The 18,842-nt window shown below is 44.0% G+C and carries 18 protein-coding genes and 1 riboswitch; of the genes, 10 read left to right on the forward strand and 8 right to left on the reverse strand.

All coding sequences use genetic code 11. The annotated features are described in order from the left end of the window. Positions 1-82 precede the first annotated feature (82 nt). Positions 83-358: an HU family DNA-binding protein gene (locus DW182_RS01170; RefSeq protein WP_007214495.1), complete on the reverse strand. Its 276-nt coding sequence runs from the start codon at positions 356-358 to the stop codon at positions 83-85. 272 nt (positions 359-630) lie between these two features. Here DW182_RS01170 and mutY point away from each other — a divergent pair, with 272 nt between their 5' ends. From mutY to DW182_RS01200, 6 genes are all read left to right on the forward strand, one after another. Continuing rightward, a complete protein-coding gene (mutY, locus tag DW182_RS01175) occupies positions 631-1,671 on the forward strand; it encodes an A/G-specific adenine glycosylase (protein ID WP_118294382.1) in 1,041 nt (346 codons plus the stop codon). Between the two features lie 78 nt (positions 1,672-1,749). Continuing rightward, positions 1,750-2,208: a single-stranded DNA-binding protein gene (locus tag DW182_RS01180; RefSeq protein WP_007664042.1), complete on the forward strand. Its 459-nt coding sequence runs from the start codon at positions 1,750-1,752 to the stop codon at positions 2,206-2,208. A gap of 23 nt (positions 2,209-2,231) precedes the next feature. After that, on the forward strand, positions 2,232-3,578 hold the full coding sequence (locus DW182_RS01185) for a gliding motility-associated protein GldE (protein WP_044155045.1): 1,347 nt from the start codon (positions 2,232-2,234) through the stop codon (positions 3,576-3,578). A gap of 13 nt (positions 3,579-3,591) precedes the next feature. After that, the gene (locus tag DW182_RS01190; RefSeq protein WP_118294383.1) at positions 3,592-4,224 is read left to right on the forward strand and encodes a 4'-phosphopantetheinyl transferase superfamily protein; all 633 of its coding nucleotides are present in this window, start codon (positions 3,592-3,594) and stop codon (positions 4,222-4,224) included. 18 nt (positions 4,225-4,242) lie between these two features. Beyond that, positions 4,243-5,136, forward strand: coding sequence for a M23 family metallopeptidase (locus DW182_RS01195; RefSeq protein WP_007664033.1), 894 nt, complete (start codon positions 4,243-4,245; stop codon positions 5,134-5,136). Positions 5,137-5,257: 121 nt separating this feature from the next. Further along, positions 5,258-6,631, forward strand: a complete 1,374-nt coding sequence (locus tag DW182_RS01200) for a tryptophanase (RefSeq protein ID WP_007664030.1) — start codon at positions 5,258-5,260, stop codon at positions 6,629-6,631. Between the two features lie 69 nt (positions 6,632-6,700). Here DW182_RS01200 and DW182_RS01205 read toward each other — a convergent pair whose 3' ends face one another. The 4 genes from DW182_RS01205 to DW182_RS01225 all read right to left on the reverse strand — a co-directional run bounded on the left by DW182_RS01205 (position 6,701) and on the right by DW182_RS01225 (position 10,154). After that, positions 6,701-6,931, reverse strand: a complete 231-nt coding sequence (locus tag DW182_RS01205) for a (4Fe-4S)-binding protein (RefSeq protein WP_007214486.1) — start codon at positions 6,929-6,931, stop codon at positions 6,701-6,703. Positions 6,932-6,940: 9 nt separating this feature from the next. Next, positions 6,941-7,243 (reverse strand): GNAT family N-acetyltransferase, encoded by a 303-nt coding sequence (locus DW182_RS01210; RefSeq protein WP_118294384.1) that lies wholly within the window; start codon positions 7,241-7,243, stop codon positions 6,941-6,943. A 228-nt stretch (positions 7,244-7,471) separates the two neighbouring features. After that, positions 7,472-7,676: riboswitch (cobalamin riboswitch) on the reverse strand. 29 nt (positions 7,677-7,705) lie between these two features. Next, positions 7,706-9,490 (reverse strand): cell wall metabolism sensor histidine kinase WalK, encoded by a 1,785-nt coding sequence (locus DW182_RS01220; protein ID WP_115501667.1) that lies wholly within the window; start codon positions 9,488-9,490, stop codon positions 7,706-7,708. Beyond that, the gene (locus DW182_RS01225) at positions 9,465-10,154 is read right to left on the reverse strand and encodes a response regulator transcription factor (RefSeq protein WP_007664025.1); all 690 of its coding nucleotides are present in this window, start codon (positions 10,152-10,154) and stop codon (positions 9,465-9,467) included. The genes DW182_RS01220 and DW182_RS01225 overlap by 26 nt, the downstream gene beginning before the upstream one ends. Before the next feature lie 269 nt (positions 10,155-10,423). Here DW182_RS01225 and DW182_RS01230 point away from each other — a divergent pair, with 269 nt between their 5' ends. From DW182_RS01230 to DW182_RS01245, 4 genes are all read left to right on the forward strand, one after another. Further along, a complete protein-coding gene (locus DW182_RS01230; protein WP_117707383.1) occupies positions 10,424-11,626 on the forward strand; it encodes a hypothetical protein in 1,203 nt (400 codons plus the stop codon). Positions 11,627-11,950: 324 nt separating this feature from the next. Then, entirely contained in the window at positions 11,951-12,757 is an 807-nt protein-coding gene (locus DW182_RS01235; protein ID WP_117694405.1) for a DUF3805 domain-containing protein, read from the forward strand. A 45-nt stretch (positions 12,758-12,802) separates the two neighbouring features. Further along, the gene (locus DW182_RS01240) at positions 12,803-14,680 is read left to right on the forward strand and encodes an ABC-F family ATP-binding cassette domain-containing protein (RefSeq protein ID WP_044534237.1); all 1,878 of its coding nucleotides are present in this window, start codon (positions 12,803-12,805) and stop codon (positions 14,678-14,680) included. Between the two features lie 54 nt (positions 14,681-14,734). Next, positions 14,735-15,595, forward strand: a complete 861-nt coding sequence (locus tag DW182_RS01245; protein WP_118294385.1) for a histidinol-phosphatase — start codon at positions 14,735-14,737, stop codon at positions 15,593-15,595. A 15-nt stretch (positions 15,596-15,610) separates the two neighbouring features. Here the strand turns inward: DW182_RS01245 and DW182_RS01250 are convergent, their stop codons facing one another. The 3 genes from DW182_RS01250 to DW182_RS01260 form a co-directional block, all read right to left on the reverse strand. After that, positions 15,611-16,087 (reverse strand): co-chaperone YbbN, encoded by a 477-nt coding sequence (locus DW182_RS01250; RefSeq protein ID WP_007664019.1) that lies wholly within the window; start codon positions 16,085-16,087, stop codon positions 15,611-15,613. 13 nt (positions 16,088-16,100) lie between these two features. Further along, a complete protein-coding gene (trxA, locus tag DW182_RS01255; RefSeq protein ID WP_007664018.1) occupies positions 16,101-16,397 on the reverse strand; it encodes a thioredoxin in 297 nt (98 codons plus the stop codon). A gap of 272 nt (positions 16,398-16,669) precedes the next feature. Next, positions 16,670-18,832: a S46 family peptidase gene (locus DW182_RS01260; RefSeq protein ID WP_118294386.1), complete on the reverse strand. Its 2,163-nt coding sequence runs from the start codon at positions 18,830-18,832 to the stop codon at positions 16,670-16,672. Positions 18,833-18,842 lie beyond the last annotated feature (10 nt).

Here is an 18,842-nt window from a genome sequence, read left to right on the forward strand (position 1 = left end):
TGTGCGTAGACATTTTATGTCTTTTTTTCTTCTTTCCGCTAGGCATAGCTTCAATAATTTAATAGGTTAATACTCTTGTTTATTATTTCTTCACGGAGATGGTGAATGTTTTTGCAGGCTTAAATGCCGGAATGTTGTGTTCCGGAATGATAATCGTAGTATTCTTGGAGATGTTACGAGCAGTTTTCTGTGCTCTTTTCTTCACTACGAAGCTACCAAACCCGCGGAGGTAAACATTTTCATCTTTCGATAAAGATGCCTTTACTGTGTCCATGAACGCTTCAACCGTAGTAAGCACTGTTACTTTGTCAATCCCGGTGTTCTTTGTAATTTCGTTTACAATATCAGCTTTAGTCATTTTTCTTTAAAAAAAATATTATTACTATAGTTTCCTAATTTTTTGGACTGCAAATATATAGCTTTTTACGCTCTCTAAAAAATATATTCTGGACAATTTTCTAAAAAAGTCTTTTGATTAAGGTTTGTTAGGGGGAAAAAGAGCTAATTTTGTGTCGTTGAAAGGGCTACACCCTTTTGTACAAAGGGTGTAGCCCTGAATAGCAAGGGGTGTAGCCATCCGGGGCGAAAGGTGTAGCCCTTTTTGTGTTTTTATAACTATCTGTAATAGAGATGAATATATTCAGTGAGAAATTGATAGTCTGGTATGCCGAAAACAAGCGCGAATTGCCTTGGCGGGATACCACCGACCCTTATATTATATGGATTTCGGAGATTATCCTGCAACAGACCCGGGTCGTGCAAGGTTATGATTATTTTTTGCGTTTTATCCATCGTTTTCCTAATGTGACAGCCTTGGCCAAAGCACCGGAAGATGAGGTGATGAAATGCTGGCAAGGACTGGGGTATTACTCCCGTGCGCGCAATCTGCATGCGGCGGCAAAAAGCATGAATGGTGTTTTTCCGACTACTTATGAAGGGGTGCGTGCGCTGAAGGGGGTAGGGGACTATACTGCTGCGGCTATCTGTTCATTTGCCTACGGTATGCCTTATGCTGTGGTGGATGGGAATGTCTATCGTGTGCTTTCGCGCTATTTCGGCATCGATACGCCGGTGGACAGTACGGAAGGTAAGAAGCTGTTTGCTGCTTTGGCAGACGAGATGATGGATAAATCGCAGCCTGCCGTTTACAATCAGGCGATAATGGATTTCGGTGCCATACAGTGTACACCGCAATCGCCGAATTGCCTGTTTTGCCCTTTGGCGGATAGTTGTTCCGCCCTGAAGGAGGATACGATAACGAAGTTGCCCGTAAAACAGCATAAGACGAAAACCACCAATCGTTATTTTAACTATATATATGTACGTGTGGGCGCGTGTACCTATTTACATAAGCGGACAGGGGATGATATCTGGAAAAATCTTTTCGAATTTCCGCTGGTAGAAACAGAAGCGCCTGTGACGGAAGAAGAGTTTCGTGAATTGCCGCAGGTACGTGCACTTTTTGCAGACGGGGAAGCTTCGGGACTGCGCTTAATCAGTGGAAATGTGAAGCATGTGCTCTCCCACAGGGTGATTTATGCCAATTTCTATGAAGTTATCTTACCGGAAAATTCCACTTCTTTTTCTGCCTTCCAGCGGGTGAAAACAGAGGATTTGGAGCAATATGCAGTCTCTCGCCTGGTGCATGCCTTTCTGGAGAAATATCTATAAAAGTTGCGCTAACTCTTGCATTGTGTGATTATTCTGTTTAATTTTGGCAGCAAATTCAAATAAAAAGAAAAAAGGCTTATGTCAGTAAATAAAGTAATATTGATTGGAAATGTAGGTAGAGACCCTGAAGTAAGATACCTTGATTCCGGTATCGCTGTGGCTTCTTTGCCTTTGGCTACTACAGACCGTGCATACACATTGGCTAACGGTACGCAGGTACCCGAACGGACGGAATGGCACAATCTGGTACTTTGGCGCGGACTGGCAGAAACAGCCGAAAAATATGTGCATAAAGGGGATAAACTTTATGTGGAAGGCAAAATCCGTACCCGTTCATACGATGATCAGACTGGTGCAAAGCGCTATGTTACGGAAATCTTTGTGGACTCTATGGAGATGCTGAGCCCCAGAGGAACTGTTGCACCGGGTGCTGCCGCTCCGCAACCGGGGATGTCACAAGGTGCTCCCGCACAACCCATGGCACAATCGCAGGCAACCCCTGCACAAGATAATACAACGGACGATTTACCGTTCTAATTGTTTAACTAAAACCAAGATCTTTGGACCCAGACGCTTATTTATGCCAATTGGCAGATGTTTTTAATGGTATATCCGTACATAGCCCTACTATTTCGGCAATTATCGCCATTGTGTTGGCAGGTTTGCTGTTGCTCGTATCAGGCTTTGCCTCAGCTTCAGAAATAGCCTTTTTCTCTCTTTCTCCATCCGACCTGAGTGCCATTGATGAGAAGAAACACCCATCGGATGAGAAAATTAGTAAACTTTTGGAGGATACGGAAAGGTTGCTGGCAACCATTCTGATAACAAATAATTTTGTGAATGTGACTATCATCATGCTCTGCAACTTCTTCTTCATGAGTGTGTTTGAGTTTCATTCTCCTATTGCGGAATTTCTGATACTGACCGTCATCCTGACTTTCCTTCTGCTTCTTTTCGGCGAAATCATGCCGAAGATTTATTCAGCACAGAAGACGTTGGCTTTCTGTCGTTTTTCCGCTCCGGGTATATGGATGTTTCGTTCCCTCTTTTATCCGGTAGCTTCTATGCTGGTACGTTCCACTTCGTTCCTGAATAAGCATTTTGCCCGTAAAAACCATAATATTTCGGTAGACGAACTTTCCCATGCCCTTGAATTGACGGATAAGGAGGAACTGAAAGAAGAGAATAATATTCTGGAAGGTATCATTCGTTTTGGCGGTGAAACGGCGAAGGAGGTGATGACTTCCCGTCTGGACGTAGTCGATCTGGATATTCGTACGCCTTTCAAGGATGTATTGCAATGTATTATAGAAAATGCTTATTCCCGCATCCCTATTTATTCCGAGAACCGGGATAATATCAAAGGTATCTTATATATCAAGGACTTGTTGCCCCATTTGAATAAGGTAGACTTCCGTTGGCAATCGCTGATACGTCCGGCCTATTTTGTTCCGGAAACTAAGATGATTGACGATTTGTTGCGTGATTTTCAGGCCAATAAGATTCATATAGCTATTGTGGTTGATGAATTTGGCGGTACGTCGGGAATTGTGACGATGGAGGATATCATCGAGGAGATAGTCGGGGAGATTCACGACGAATATGATGACGAAGAACGTACGTATGCAGTGTTGAACGATCATACGTGGGTGTTTGAAGCCAAAACGCAGTTGACGGACTTTTATAAGATTACGAAGGTGGATGAGGAAGTCTTTGATGAGGTGGCGGGTGATTCCGATACGCTTGCAGGATTATTGCTGGAGCTGAAAGGCGAGTTTCCGGCCCTGCATGAAAAGGTTACTTACGACCACTATGAGTTTGAAGTCTTGGAGATGGATAACCGCCGTATTCTTAAAGTGAAGTTCACCATCAATACTCCTCCGTCGGATTCCGATAAGAAAGATTGATTTATAAAATAATATGCCTCTTTTCATACAACATACGTATCCTTCCTATAAGTGGGGAGTCTGGAAGATGGACGAAACGCTGGATGAACTGTTGAATATGCTTCCGCAACAGGAAACATACCTGGAAGGGTTGCAGCGTTTCTCTGCTGAACATCGCCGTTTGGAGTGGCTGTCGGTTCGTGTGTTGCTGTTCACTCTATTGGGAGAGGAAAAGGAAATTGCTTACTATCCCAGCGGGAAGCCGTATCTGGCAGATAAATCTGCATCTATCAGTATTTCTCATACGCGTGGATATGTATCGGTGATTATCGGTGAAGCTGGTAAGGAAGTGGGCATTGATATAGAGCAATACGGTGAACGGGTGCATAAGGTGGCGCATAAATATATGCGTGCTGATGAATCCCTTTCTTCGTATCAGGGAACGGATACCTGGGCGTTGTTGCTCCATTGGTCGGCCAAAGAAGTGATGTTCAAGTGCATGAATACGGCGGAGGTTGATTTCCATGAACATCTCCGTATTTTCCCTTTTACGGTTGCTGAAAAAGGAGCTTTCTCAGCTGAAGAGTACAGAACGCCGGAGCAGCGTAAATTTGAGATCCGATATCTCCTGCATCCGGACTTTGTGCTGACCTGGCAAGTCGATTAATTTTAAAAACATGATACTATGAAACTACAACGCTATTTCTGTCTTCTTCTTTTTGGCTTGCCTCTGTTGGTTTATGCACAGTCGAATAAGACTGTTACGGTAAGTTATGAACGGTCTGCCAAGGGGGAAGTGACTTTCTATTCCGAAACTCAGTCGCATACGCCTTATACGGTATCTATGACTTTTTCCCGGTTGAGTAATACGACTTCCACCGAGGGGGAGATTTATGATGCCGTCATTCATTATGGCAAAACACGGCTGTTGACTTTGCGTCCGTCTACGGAAAATGTTCCGATTGGATTCTCCTATCGCTATACCTATAGAAAAGGAAATAACCGTTTGAAGGCAGATACTAATTTTGTATACCTTTTCCCTTTAGCGCCTGGTAAGGTGGTTCGGGTTAACCGGATGGTGTCTTTAGAGAAATTCTTTGGGAAGGAAGGAGAGAAACGAATTACGGGACTTGGTTTTTCTACTACTGCCGGTGATACCATTTTTGCTTCCCGTGGCGGACTTGTGACCGAGGTTGTTGATAATGCCGCTTCCACTTCTGAAAATACATCGTTTCATGCAACGGAAAATTATCTGGAAGTTTTCCATAAGGACGGAACTTTTGCCCGTTATAAATTATTCCAGAATGGAGGGATCTTTGTTTCTCCGGGTGAAGAGGTGATTCCGGGACAGCCGCTTGGCATCATTGGCGGAGAGAACTACAAGCAGGGTTCCCATTTGCGTTTCAGTATTTATTGTCCCGATCAGCCGGATTACTCGTATGTACCTGATTTTTGTCTTTCTCAGGAGGAAGTAGGCAAGCCTGAACCTCGTGTGATGTATAAGTCCTGGCACCCTGTCGCGATTGTTGTGCGGGAGATGAGTAAGAAGGAGAAGAAGAAATTTCTGTCAAAGGAATGAACTGTTGACAAAAAGATAGTAAAACTTTTGTTTAATCCTGTATAAATGCTTATATTCGACCCGTGGAAGATTTTCTACGGGTCTTTTTGTTAACTAAATGTCAAAATAATAAGCAAGCACTATGGAATTACCTTTTGCAGAGTCTTGGAAAATTAAAATGGTGGAACCCATTCGGAAGAGTACCCGCCAGGAACGTGAGCAGTGGCTGAAAGAAGCCCATTACAATGTGTTCCAGCTGAAATCCGAGCAAGTATATATCGATTTGATAACCGACTCCGGTACGGGAGCAATGAGCGATCGCCAATGGGCAGCGATGATGTTGGGCGACGAAAGTTATGCAGGTGCTTCCTCCTTCTTCAACCTGAAAGAAGTGATCACCCGTCTGACTGGTTTTGAATATGTCATTCCCACTCATCAGGGACGTGCAGCCGAGAATGTGCTTTTCTCTTACCTGGTACATGAGGGAGATATTGTTCCGGGTAACTCTCACTTTGATACCACCAAGGGGCATATCGAGGGCCGGAAGGCCATTGCTTTGGATTGCACCATCGATGAAGCGAAAAATACTCAGTTGGAAATACCTTTTAAAGGCAATGTCGATCCTGTGAAATTGGAAAAAGCATTGCAGGAGCATGCTGACCGTATACCGTTTATCATCGTTACCATTACGAACAACACGGCCGGCGGACAGCCCGTATCCATGCAGAACCTTCGTGAAGTCCGTGCTCTTGCGGATAAGTATCATAAACCTGTATTATTTGACTCCGCACGTTTTGCGGAAAATGCTTACTTCATCAAAATGCGTGAAGATGGCTATAGCGGTAAAACAATCAAGGAAATTACGAAAGAGATGTTCGAACTGGCAGATGGTATGACTATGAGTGCCAAGAAGGATGGTATCGTCAATATGGGAGGCTTCATTGCTACACGAAAAAAAGATTGGTACGAAGGTGCCAAAGGCTTTTGCGTGCAATATGAAGGGTATCTTACTTACGGTGGTATGAATGGTCGTGACATGAATGCACTTGCCACAGGACTGGATGAGAATACGGAATTTGATAATCTGGAAACCCGCATCCGTCAGGTAGAATATCTGGCAAAGAAGTTGGATGAATACGGTATTCCTTATCAGCGTCCAGCAGGTGGACATGCCATTTTTGTGGATGCAACGAAGGTACTGACGCATGTGCCGAAGAATGAATTCCCGGCACAGACTCTAACGGTTGAATTGTATCTTGAAGCCGGTATCAGAGGATGTGAAATCGGTTATATCCTGGCAGACCGTGATCCGGTTACTCGTGAGAACCGTTTTACCGGGCTGGATTTATTGCGTCTTGCTATTCCCCGTCGCGTATATACGGATAATCACATGAATGTGATAGCAGTAGCGTTGAAGAATGTTTTCGACCGTCGTGAAAGTATTACTAATGGAGTCCGTATTACTTGGGAGGCTCCCCTGATGCGTCATTTCACTGTTCAATTGGAACGTACATAACTACTTTCTTTTTCATAATACAAATGAGGTTACCCGGATTCATATATTGAAGGGGTAACCTCATTTCTTTTATTTATCTTCTTTCTCGTTATTCATTCTGTAACTTAATGCTCCTGACGGGCATTTCTTGATTTGAGCGATCAATTCTTCCGTCGTTGCATTTTCAGCCGTTATCCACGGTTTTTCTTTCGGATGATATACATTCGGAAGGGTCTTGGTACAAATGCCTGCATGTTGGCACAGGCCGGGTTGCCAGATGATGGTCACTTCCCCGTTCGTATATTCTTTCTTTATATTCATAACTATTTATTATTGAATGTGAATACCTTTCATTACAAATCTTTTCCATTCGGGATGTTTGTGAATGTATCCCGCTACAAACGGGCAGAGAGGTACTAATCTAAGTCCTTGTTTTTCTATATCTTTTAATGCTTTTTCTACTAACTGGCTGCCGATGCCTTTACCACCCAGTTGAGTGGGTACTTCGGTGTGTGTCAGGTAAATCTCCCCATTCGTTGATTTTATATACTCAATCTTTGGAGTATATTGATCGACATGGAACTCATATTGGTGACGTTCTTCATTGTCGATCAGTTTATAATCTGCTTCCATAACTCTTCGTATTGATTGTTTACTGTATGTATAACACGCGGATGATGAAATTTGTTTTGGGAAAGTTACAGAATAAAATGTCCGGGCGAAATCCCTTCGACCGGACACCATTCAAATAAACTTGGCAGAGTTTATTGTTCCTTACTTTCTTTGAAGCCGAGTGGATGAATGAAATGAGGGGACGATTTGCCCGTTTCATTTAGACTCAACGCTTTTTCCTCGAAAGCAGTGATAAAAACAGTGCATGGCAGGTCTTCTGACTTGTTTCTGTTGCCAGGCGCCTTCCCGGAAGCGGACTTCCAGTGGCTATTGGTAGTTTGCCTGCAACCTATCATGAAACTTACAGCAGCGGGACTGTTCAGGACTTGCACCTGATTCCCTTTTAATTACCGTCTCTGAACAAAGACAGTAAACCAATGCATCGCAAAGATAAGGAAAAAAGTGATTAGTGCAAACCGTTTCTTACTTTTCCTTTGCCAGGGTGAATACGAATTCTAATCCGCCCCCCTGGTTGTTCTTGGCCGAAATGGTACCTCCATGGATGATTACCGAGTTCTTTACGATAGCCAATCCCAATCCTGTACCGCCCAGTTTGCGTGAGCGTCCTTTATCTACCCGGTAGAAGCGTTCGAATAAGCGGTTCAGATGTTCGGGAGAGACGCCCACGCCGGTATCGGCAAAACTAAAGTAGTAGAAGTTCTCGTCCTCGCGGAAACAGCTGATGTTGATGCGTATATCCGTGCCTGCATAAGCAATGGCATTGTCCATCAGGTTGCGGAAAATGGAGTATAGCAGGGAGTAATTTCCCCGTAGTTGTATCTTCGGTTTTAGGGAGTTGACTACGGTGATATGCTTTTCTTCCAGTTCCAGGGATACCTCGTTTACGATATTGCCTACCAACAGGCTGATGTCTACTTTCTCCATGTCGATCATGTTGGCGGCTTCGTCCATACGCGTTAATACGGAGATGTCGCGTAGCAGTCGGCTTAACCGGTTGCTTTGGGCATAACATCGCTCTATGAATGTCTGCATCTTCTCCCGGGAGATGTTTTCATTGTTGACGATGGTTTCCAAATAGCCCTGTATACTGCTGACCGGGGTTTTCAGTTCATGTGCGATGTTCTGCGTCAACTGGCGTTTCAGGCGGATCTGCTCTTCTTCCTGAGTGATGTCATTGATGGATATCTCGAAGCTTAAATCCTGGAATATAATACATTCCACAATAAACATACGTCCATTCTTATTGATGCTGATAGACATACGCTTTTCTTCCTTGCCCGGACGCTTGGGAGCTTTGTTGATGAAATCCGTGATTTTCTGGAACTCACTGATGGAGAATATTTCCTCTGTTGTTTGCAGGTTGGAGTCTGAAATCAGATTGCTGTATTGTGTGAACAGGTTGTTGACCAGGATTTCTTTCTTGTCCTTATTGAATACGCCCAATCCTTCATGTGAGGTTTGTAAGTGGGTGATCAACTTCTCCCGCTCAATGTATAGCGCCTCTTTGGTTTCACGCAGTCGCTTGTATATCTGGATGATATGCTGTGAAATCTCTCCCAGTTCGTTGTGCGGGAAGGCGGATTGCATATCTGTTTCCACAGGCTCATTCTTGTCAGCACGTTTGGCAAACTCACGTAGCTGATTGATGGCTGTCCCCAGTTTAGAGGTGAACTTGTAGAAGATGAATATTAATAGCAATGATACGATGACGGTAAACCAGATATAGTGCTGGTCTGCTGCAAGGTGTCTTACAAGGTTCAGGTCGTAGGGGAGGGCGGAACGTATGATGTAGCCCTCATAGAGTGTGGCGGAATAGAAGTAGGGCACTCCCGTTGTTTCGGAAGTACGGCGTACATCATACCCTTTTCCTTCTGCCAGTGCTTTTTGCACTTCCGGGCGGTTGATATGATTGCCTAATTTCTGATTTTCGTAGCTGTCATATAATACGTCACCCTGTACATTAACTACCGTAATACGTAAATCCTGTTTGATGTATTTTTGCAGGTATCGTTCCAGTGTGGTGTTCCATAAGCTGTCCGGAATGCGGGCAAGCTCCTGGTGCAACCGTTCATTATAGTCCTGTAGCTGTATATCCAGCAGATCTACCTTGTATTCTTTCTCACGTTGGTATTGATACGCCAGGAAGCATCCGGCAAATACCAGAAACAGTGAAATGACCGAAAGAAATAACCTTCGGCTGAACGACAGGAAATGTGTGGTATTATTCAGCTTCGAAGCAGTATCCATATCCTAAGCGAGTTACGATGCATTTTCCATAAATACCTATTTTCTTACGCAAACGGGTGATGTTCACATCGATGGTGCGGTCCAGTACATAGACCTCGTCGCTCCATATCCGTGCCAGTATATCTTCGCGGGAGAATACGCGTCCTTTGCTCTGGAGGAGTAAAAGTAATATCTCAAATTCTTTTTTGGTGAGAGGGGCTTCCTCCCCATCGATACTAACTTTCTTTTTCACAATATCAATGACTAATGTTTTGTAGCTGATTTGCTCCGGTGCCCGTTCTTGTTCTCCTTGTTGGGTGCGGCGCAATACAGCTTTGACGCGTGCGATGACTTCACGCAGAGAGAAAGGTTTGGAGATGTAATCATCAGCTCCCAGATTGAAGCCGGTTACCGTATCATTTTCCGTATCCTTGGCAGTGATGAATATAATAGGTACCTGAGCGGTTTTCTTATCTTTCTTTAGCAGGCTGGCCATTTTGAAACCGGATATTTCTCCCATCATCACGTCCAGTAGCAACAAGCTGTAGCTACCGATATCCATTTTCAATGCCTCTTCGGCAGAGTGGGCCGTGTCCACTTCATACCCTTCATTTTCAAGGTTGAATTTCAGGATCTCGCAAAGGTCCTCTTCATCGTCTACAACTAAAATACGATAATCGTTCATTGCTTTTTCTAATTAATATGAGGTATTCAAAACAAATTCTCCTACCACAAAGTTATACTTTATTTCTTTTCAGCGACAAAGGTGCGGTGTTTTTGTTACGGGAAAGTGAAACACGTGTTACAATTCGGTTACATTTTAGTGTGTGCTGAAGGTTATTCGGTAAGGCTTTGACACAGTTTTGGTAAGGTGAAGAACTGTAAACTATTACTTTTGCATTCCAGTTTTTCAGTTTTTATACTTACCTTTGTCTTAATATAAATAACATTGGTATGAAAGAGTTGACTAGTATAGATTTTCGGCGATATAAATGGCGTTTGCCTGCTCTGATAGCTTTATTGGTGGTGGTTGTGGCAGGTTCCTTTTGGCTGAATACCGCTCCGTTCCGTTCCGGTTTTGAGATAACGGATGAGTTGGGAGGCAACATCTTTCCTTCCAGTATTCTTTCTGTAGCGACGACGGATGCTCAAGTCATTGTTCCGGCTGATTCTTTATATGTGGGGAACTCTAAATCCTGCATTTCTATTCGGATTCGTTCAGGAAAGGCATACAGCAGGGTGCGTATTGAAGTTGCTGAGACTCCGTTCTTTTCCCGTTCCGTATCTGAGTTTGTGTTGGCTAAACCACGGACGGAATATACGATCTATCCCGATATTATCTGGAATTACGAAGCACTGAAGAATAATAATCAGGCGGAACCGGTCAGTGTGGCTGTTAAGGTAGAAATGAATGATAAGGATTTGGGGCAGCGGGTTCGTACTTTTTCTGTTCGCAGCATCAATGAATGTCTGTTGGGGTATGTCACGAACGGGACTAAGTTTCATGATACAGGAATTTTCTTTGCGGCATACGTAAATGAGGAGAATCCGATGATTGACAAATTGTTGCGTGAAGCATTAAATACACGTATTGTCAATCGTTTCTTGGGCTATCAAGGTGGCAATGCTGAAGTGGTGGACAAGCAAGTCTATGCTTTATGGAACGTGCTTCAAAAGCGCAACTTCCGTTACAGTTCTGTTTCCAATACCAGTCTGTCCAGTAATGTGGTCTTTTCCCAGCGGGTTCGCACGTTCGATGATGCACTGGAGTCTTCGCAGATTAACTGTGTGGATGGTAGCGTGCTGTTTGCTTCCCTGCTTCGTGCCATTAATATAGAGCCGATATTGGTTCGTACTCCGGGACACATGTTTGTGGGGTATTATACGGATGCCGGTCGCAAAAATAAGAACTTCCTTGAAACCACTATGATTGGAGATGTGGATCTGGATGATTTCTTTCCGGATGAGAAGCTGGATTCAACGATGGTAGGTAAATCACAGAATCAAATGTCACGGCTAACATTCGATAAGTCTAAACAATACGCTAATAATAAGTATAAGCAAAATGAAGAAGGAATACATTCCGGGAAATTGAATTACATGTTTCTGGAGATTTCTAAGGATGTGAGAAGGAAGATACAGCCGATAGGGAAGTAGAATAGTAAAAAGCATGTGGCCTGTTCGTCTATAAAATTCCTTTGTTTATAGAATGTTATTTTAAATATCTTAAAATATTGGGAACTGATGTATTTCATTGATTATCTTTGCGCTCGAAAACAAGAATATGATTTTCATTGAAGTTTGATAGAGATTTAATAAGATATTGAAGACTATAATGGTCTTCATTCATAGATGATGATTGGGACAGTCGGTTCGTGAGAATCGGCTGTTTTTTGTTTCTGTTTGTTTGCATATCAACGGCGGTAGTGTTACTTTTGCCGGACGAGGTCAGGTGGCCTCGTTTTTAACCTCTGAATAACAATGGCACAAAGCAAGAAGTTTATCTCTCCGGGGGCATGGTTTTCCATGATGTATCCCGTAGATTGGAATGAATTTGAAGATGGAGAAGGCTCTTTTCTCTTCTATAATCCTAATGAATGGACCGGAAATTTCCGTATCTCTGCATACAAAGGCAGTGCGACGTATGCCAGGGAAGTAATCCGGCAGGAACTGAAAGACAATCCTTCGGCTGTTTCCGTAAGGATAGGAAATATGGAATGTGCTTACAGTAAAGAGATGTTTGAGGAAGACGGAGCTTATTATACTTCCCATCTTTGGATTACCGGTATGGACGATGTTGCTTTCGAATGTTCTTTTACTGTCAGTAAGGGTTCGTCTGCAGCAGAAGCCGAGGCGGTTATTGCTTCATTGGAAAAACGCAAAGAGGGAGTGAAATATCCGGCAGAGATTATTCCTGTTCGCCTGTCCGAAATTTACCAGATTAATGAAGCTTTTGAGTGGGTGACAACCACTGTGAAGGAGCAACTGAAAAAAGACTTCCAGGGAATGGAAGAAGATTTGGACAGTATGCAGCAGGTCATCGATAGTGGAACTATCGGGCCGAAGAAGAAAGAAGCGTGGCTCTCTTTCGGTATTGTCATCTGTGTGATTCTTGCCAATGAAGTAGATGGCCTGGAGTGGATGACCCTGATAGATGGTAATCGTGAAGCTCCTGTGCTACAGAATCTTATTACCGGAGAATGGATTGACCCCATGAAATTAGTGTGGAGCAAAGTGAAGGCAGGGGAGCCTTGCAACTTGGCAGAAACCTATAAAGCCTTGCTCTGATTATCCGCCCACCAACTATAAATTATAAATCATAAATCTTAAATTGTGATTAGTTATCTTCAGATAGAGAATTTGACCAAATCGTTTGGTGATTTGGTATTGCTTGAGAATGTTGCTCTCGGTGTAGCAGAAGGACAACGTATCGGATTGATTGCCAAGAATGGTAGCGGTAAAACTACCTTACTGAATATCATTGCCGGGAAAGAGGGATATGACAGTGGGAATATATCTTTCCGCCGTGACCTCCGGGTAGGGTATTTGGAACAAGACCCGCAATATCCGGAAAACCTGACTGTATTGGAAGCCTGTTTTCATCATGGCAACAGTACCGTAGAATTGATTAAGGAATACGAACGTTGCATGGAGACGGAAGGGCATCCGGGACTCGATGAAATCCTGATACGCATGGACCATGAAAAAGCATGGGATTATGAGCAGAAGGCCAAGCAAATTCTGTCTCAATTGAAGATACGTAATTTCGATCAGCAAGTAAAGCACCTTTCCGGTGGTCAGCTGAAGCGTGTGGCACTTGCCAATACCCTTATCACTGAACCGGATTTTCTGATCCTGGATGAGCCTACCAACCACCTCGATCTTGATATGACTGAATGGCTGGAAGATTATTTGCGCCGCACCAACCTCAGCCTGCTTATGGTGACGCACGACCGCTATTTTCTGGATCGTGTCTGCACCGAAATCATTGAAATAGACAATCGTCAGATTTATCAATACAAAGGAAACTATAGTTATTATCTGGAGAAACGGCAGGAACGCATTGATGCAACGAATGTCGAGATCACCCGCGCCAACAACCTGTATCGTACAGAACTGGAATGGATGCGCCGTATGCCGCAAGCTCGCGGGCATAAAGCCCGCTATCGTGAAGAGGCTTTCTACGAATTGGAGAAAGTAGCCAAGCAGCGTTTCAATAACGACAATGTGAAGCTGGATGTGAAAGCGTCCTATATCGGCAGTAAGATATTCGAAGCGGACCATGTGTACAAATCATTCGGTGACCTGAAGATATTGGAAGACTTCTCTTACATCTTTGCCCGTTATGAAAAGATGGGTATTGTGGGAAATAATGGTACCGGTAAATCTACTTTTATCAAAATCCTGATGGGAGAAGTAAAGGCAGACAGTGGGACAATCGATATTGGTGAGACGGTGCGTTTCGGTTATTACTCGCAGGATGGCTTGCAGTTTGATGAACAGATGAAAGTCATTGATGTGGTGCAGGATATTGCCGAAGTCATAGAACTGGGGAATGGCAAGAAACTGACTGCTTCCCAATTCTTGCAGCATTTCCTTTTCACCCCCGAAACTCAACATAGCTATGTTTATAAATTGAGTGGTGGAGAACGCCGCCGCCTGTACTTGTGTACGGTACTGATGCGCAATCCTAACTTCCTTGTATTGGATGAGCCTACCAACGACTTGGATATTATCACTCTGAATGTGCTGGAAGAGTATTTGCAGAATTTCAAGGGCTGTGTGATTGTGGTTAGCCATGACCGTTACTTTATGGATAAAGTCGTAGACCACTTGTTGGTGTTCAATGGGCAGGCGGACATTCGTGATTTCCCCGGAAACTATACGCAGTATCGTAGCTGGAAAGAAGAAAAGGCTCGCCAAGAGAAAGAAAAAGAGAAAGAGGCTGCCAAACCGCAGGAAGACAAAACTTCTAAAGTACGTCTGAATGAAAAGCGACGGATGTCCTTTAAGGAGAAGAGAGAGTTCGAACAACTGGAACAGGAAATTGCTGCCTTGGAAGAAGAAAAGGCCAGTATTGAAACTGCTTTATGCAGTGGTACCCTGTCTGTAGACGAGCTGACAGAGAAATCCAAACGTCTGCCTGAGGTAACCGATCTGATTGATGAGAAGACCATGCGTTGGCTGGAACTTAGTGAGATAGAAGAATGATAGGGTGATAAGGTGATAGGGTGGAAAATGATAAAATAGTGGGATGATAAGATTATGAACAATAGAACTGGAAATTTAACTAACTATCATAGTCATAGTTTGTATTGTGACGGACGTGCTAATATGGAAGACTTCATCCGCTTTGCCCTGAGTGAAGGATTTACGTCTTACGGCTTTTCATCTCATGCCCCGTTGCCGTTTCCTACTGCTTGGACCATGGAGTGGGATTGCATGGATGATTACCTGGCAGAATTTCGTCGGCTGAAAGCTAAATATGCCGGACAGATAGAATTGTATATAGGTTTGGAGATCGACTATCTGAATGAAGAAAGTAATCCTTCTGTTGCTCGTTTCCGGGAATTGCCATTGGATTATCGCATTGGCTCGGTACACCTGCTTTACAATGATAAAGGAGAGGTTGTGGATGTAGATGTTACAGCGGACAAATTCCGTAAACTGGTGGACGAAGAGTTCGGAGGTGATTTGGTACGAGTGGTACATCTCTATTACGAACGCCTGATGCGTATGGTAGAATTAGGTGGATTTGACGTTGTGGGGCATGCCGATAAAATGCATTATAATGCTGCTGCTTACCGTCCCGGTCTGCTGGATGAGCCTTGGTACGATGATTTGATACAAGAATATTTGGATGCCATTGCCCGTAGGGGGTATATTGTAGAGGTCAATACGAAATCATATCTTGAATTGGGTACTTTCTATCCCAACGAACGCTACTTCCCTGTATTGCTGGAGAAGGGGATCCGCGTGCAGGTGAACAGTGATTCCCATTACCCGGAGCGTATAAACAACGGACGCCTGCAAGCCTTGGCGGTCCTGCAAGCGTCCGGTTATCACACTGTCACGGAGATGTACAATAATGAGTGGAAAGATATGCCCCTCATCATTCATACATGACTCCTGTGACTTTTACTATTTCTTTTTCAATAAAAAATCTTCAATGGCTTTTTGATAGGTAGCTTTATCTGCTGCACCGCGGAAAAGCTGCGGTTCTCCTTCCATCGGAATGAAGACAAAGAGAGGAATACTGCTTGCATTGAATAATGCGGCAAGTTCGCGTTCCTTATCCACATTTACCTTGTAAATCACGATCTTGCCGGCGTATTCTTTTGCCAGTTCCTTCATGATCGGTGCTGTCATACGGCAGGGACCACACCAGTCGGCATACAAGTCAATGATGGCAGGTTTATCACCTTTATATTTCCAATCCTGAGATTTCCCATAGTCGAATACATCCTTAATGAACATATCCTTGTTCATTACGATGACCTCCCCACTCTTAGCTTCCTTTTTTTCCGGTTCTTTTTGCTGTGCCTGAGCTTTGTCTGTGCAGGCATACGTCAGTACACTTGCAAATAGCAGAATGGCAACTGTTAAGATTTTCTTCATGTTTTTTTATTTCTTATGAATTTTGTTCGATGACAGTTTTCAGTTCGCTGCCTTTGATTACTCCGGAATGGCGCCAAACAGCTTCCCCTTTCTTGAATATAATAAAAGTAGGTACTGCCTGTATGCGATACTTGGCAGCCAGTTCTTCGTGCTGGTCAACATCGATTTTTACGATGCGGGCAGCTTCACCAATTTGACCTTTCAACTCTTCCAATACAGGATGCATAGCCTTGCATGGACCACACCAGGTAGCAAAGAAATCTACTAAAACGGGTTTTTCTGACTGTATAAGTTCTTCAAATTTTTCCATAATCTTTTCCTTTCTGTTATTACTACAAGTTTTTTTATTACTACAAAATTAGTGTTATTGTCTGTAGTTAGAAACAGTTTCGGATATGTATTGTTCACGCCCTTTTATCCTTTATGGCCGTTTTGAGCATATTTTGGCTATTTTTTAGAATACTTGTTATAATGAAACATTTTCCTATGGAAATGATTTCTTAAAAGAAACACCCCTACAGGTACTATGCAGATACTTGTAGGGGTGAATTATCGGAAGTCCGTAGGGACTTTTAGTTGCTTTTATTCCGCAATCGTCAATTCCTTAATGATGTGTGAAGCTCCGGCATACTTCTCTATGATGAATAAAGTATAGCGGATATCTACACAGGCGGCACGTTGTGATGAGGGGCGGAAAGCGATGTCTCCTGTAAGCCCTTCATAATTACGGTCGAAACCTGTACCGATCAGTTCACCTTTGGCATTGAATACCGGACTGCCGGAGTTACCACCGGTATTATCCGTGTTCACGATGAAACAGATAGGCATTTCACCGTTCGGCATGGCATAGCGACCGAAGTCTTTTGCCTGATACAACTGTTTTAGTTTTGCAGGAATCACGAATTCCCAGTTATTGGGATCTTCCTTTTCCATGGCACCTTTGAGTGTGGTGTAATAGCCATATTCCATTCCGTCCGCAGGTTCATACGGTAACACTTGTCCGTAAGTGAGACGCAGGGTAGAGTTGGCGTCCGGATAGATCGGAGTGCCTGCACTGCGTTTCATATCCATCATTCCCTTTACCCACACTTTATGTGCGGCGTTATAGTTCTTGTTGGCCTCTGCCATGGCGATGGCGGTCTGCAACAAGCCATCGGTGATGGAATGCTTGAACAACACCATCCAGTCGAAGCCCAGTTTATAAGAGCCCGGCTTGCGGATAAACTTCTCAAAGTTCTCTTTATTTCCAAAAATAGAGTAGTCGAAGCAAGCGTCCACAAAAGCATCACTATTCCCCTTGAAACGCTTATCGATCACTTCAAAGATACTGATACGTTGTTCTGCGGGGATATATTGCATGTAAGTCTGCAGCATTTTTTTGGCAACAATACGTTCCACTTCGGGGAAAGGTACGGAGGCAAAATACTTGTCTGCGGCAATCTTCAAGCTATCTGCGGCTGTTTTAATCTGCGTTTTATCCTTGCTCTTCAAGGCAGCCAGCATGGCAGAAGTATTGGGAATGCGCATGAAGTCCAATCCCGTTACCAATGCTTCCTGAATGGCTTGCTGGTGATAAAGGGCAGGGCGGCGATGTGCGACGATGTCCCGTATCTGGTCGAATGCCTTCTGATAAGAGTCGTCACCCTGTTCGCGTCCGCGGGCGAGGAGTTGCTCCTGTTGTGCCCGTTTAGTATCCAGCACTTTCAGGCGGACAAGTCCTTCGTTCATACCGATGGCATTCTTCCAATAGTTGGCAGATGAAGCATACTTGCTGGCGTAGTGAATACGTACGGCGGGGTCTTTCTGCATCTGTTCCATTAATGCTTCTTGGCGCACACCGCGTACGTGATGGCGCATGAAATTCGTAGTTTCCATACGTTCTTCCACCTCGTCGGAGATCATATAACGCCAGTTGCGTCCGGGGAATCCCATAATGAACGTGAAGTCACCTTCCTTGTAGCCGGCAAGGCTGATCGTAAGGTGTTTCTTCACCTTCAAGGGTACATTATCTTTGGAGTATTCCGCAGGTTTTCCATCCTTGTCGGCGTAAATGCGGAACAAGGAGAAGTCACCTGTATGGCGCGGCCACATCCAGTTGTCGGTATCTGCACCAAACTTACCAATGGAAGAAGGAGGTGCACCTACCATGCGGATATCACTATACGTAGTCTTGATGAACAGATAGTAACGGTTTCCGCCATAGAAAGCTTTCAGCTCCAGTTTGCGTCCCGGAGTCAGGGCAATGCCTTGTTCGGAAGAAAAACGTTCGGCCACTTCTTTCAGGTACTTGGGAGAGAGATAATTGGTACCATTCGGGTCCGGATCTATCTTCAACTGTTCGTTGACGTAATCAGTCACATCCAGTATCTCATCAATATAAGTGATGGTAAGTCCCTTACAGGGAAGTTCTTCTTCACGGCTCATGGCCCAGAAACCATCCGTCAGATAGTCGTGTTCCACCGTACTGTGTTGTTGGATAGCACCATAGCCACAGTGGTGGTTGGTCAATACCAATCCTTCGGCAGAGATGATTTCACCTGTACACCCCCCACCGAAGTGGATCACTGCGTCTTTCAGCGCAATGCCGTCGGGGTTATAAATCTGGTTAGCTGGGATTAGTAATCCCAGTTCTGTCATAGCCACTTCGTTCTGCTTCTGCAGGTCGGTCAGCATCCACATACCTTCGTCGGCAATACTCGGAAGGGTGAGAGCTAAAGCCAGTGTTGTTATTAGAGCTTTCTTCATATTGTAATAG

Origin of the sequence: Bacteroides sp. AM16-24 (assembly GCF_003471885.1) — a bacterium.
Lineage (GTDB): Bacteria > Bacteroidota > Bacteroidia > Bacteroidales > Bacteroidaceae > Bacteroides.

Bases quoted from the DNA above. Each gene is read 5' to 3' on its own strand.
- trxA (WP_007664018.1), bottom strand. From the start codon at position 16,397: ATGGAAAAATTTGAAGAACTTATACAGTCAGAAAAACCCGTTTTAGTA.
- DW182_RS01200 (WP_007664030.1), top strand. From the start codon at position 5,258: ATGGAATTACCTTTTGCAGAGTCTTGGAAAATTAAAATGGTGGAACCC.
- DW182_RS01235 (WP_117694405.1), top strand. From the start codon at position 11,951: ATGGCACAAAGCAAGAAGTTTATCTCTCCGGGGGCATGGTTTTCCATG.
- DW182_RS01225 (WP_007664025.1), bottom strand. From the start codon at position 10,154: ATGAACGATTATCGTATTTTAGTTGTAGACGATGAAGAGGACCTTTGC.
- DW182_RS01180 (WP_007664042.1), top strand. From the start codon at position 1,750: ATGTCAGTAAATAAAGTAATATTGATTGGAAATGTAGGTAGAGACCCT.
- DW182_RS01190 (WP_118294383.1), top strand. From the start codon at position 3,592: ATGCCTCTTTTCATACAACATACGTATCCTTCCTATAAGTGGGGAGTC.
- DW182_RS01245 (WP_118294385.1), top strand. From the start codon at position 14,735: ATGAACAATAGAACTGGAAATTTAACTAACTATCATAGTCATAGTTTG.
- DW182_RS01250 (WP_007664019.1), bottom strand. From the start codon at position 16,087: ATGAAGAAAATCTTAACAGTTGCCATTCTGCTATTTGCAAGTGTACTG.
- DW182_RS01205 (WP_007214486.1), bottom strand. From the start codon at position 6,931: ATGAATATAAAGAAAGAATATACGAACGGGGAAGTGACCATCATCTGG.
- DW182_RS01230 (WP_117707383.1), top strand. From the start codon at position 10,424: ATGAAAGAGTTGACTAGTATAGATTTTCGGCGATATAAATGGCGTTTG.
- DW182_RS01195 (WP_007664033.1), top strand. From the start codon at position 4,243: ATGAAACTACAACGCTATTTCTGTCTTCTTCTTTTTGGCTTGCCTCTG.
- DW182_RS01260 (WP_118294386.1), bottom strand. From the start codon at position 18,832: ATGAAGAAAGCTCTAATAACAACACTGGCTTTAGCTCTCACCCTTCCG.
- DW182_RS01170 (WP_007214495.1), bottom strand. From the start codon at position 358: ATGACTAAAGCTGATATTGTAAACGAAATTACAAAGAACACCGGGATT.
- DW182_RS01210 (WP_118294384.1), bottom strand. From the start codon at position 7,243: ATGGAAGCAGATTATAAACTGATCGACAATGAAGAACGTCACCAATAT.
- mutY (WP_118294382.1), top strand. From the start codon at position 631: ATGAATATATTCAGTGAGAAATTGATAGTCTGGTATGCCGAAAACAAG.
- DW182_RS01220 (WP_115501667.1), bottom strand. From the start codon at position 9,490: ATGGATACTGCTTCGAAGCTGAATAATACCACACATTTCCTGTCGTTC.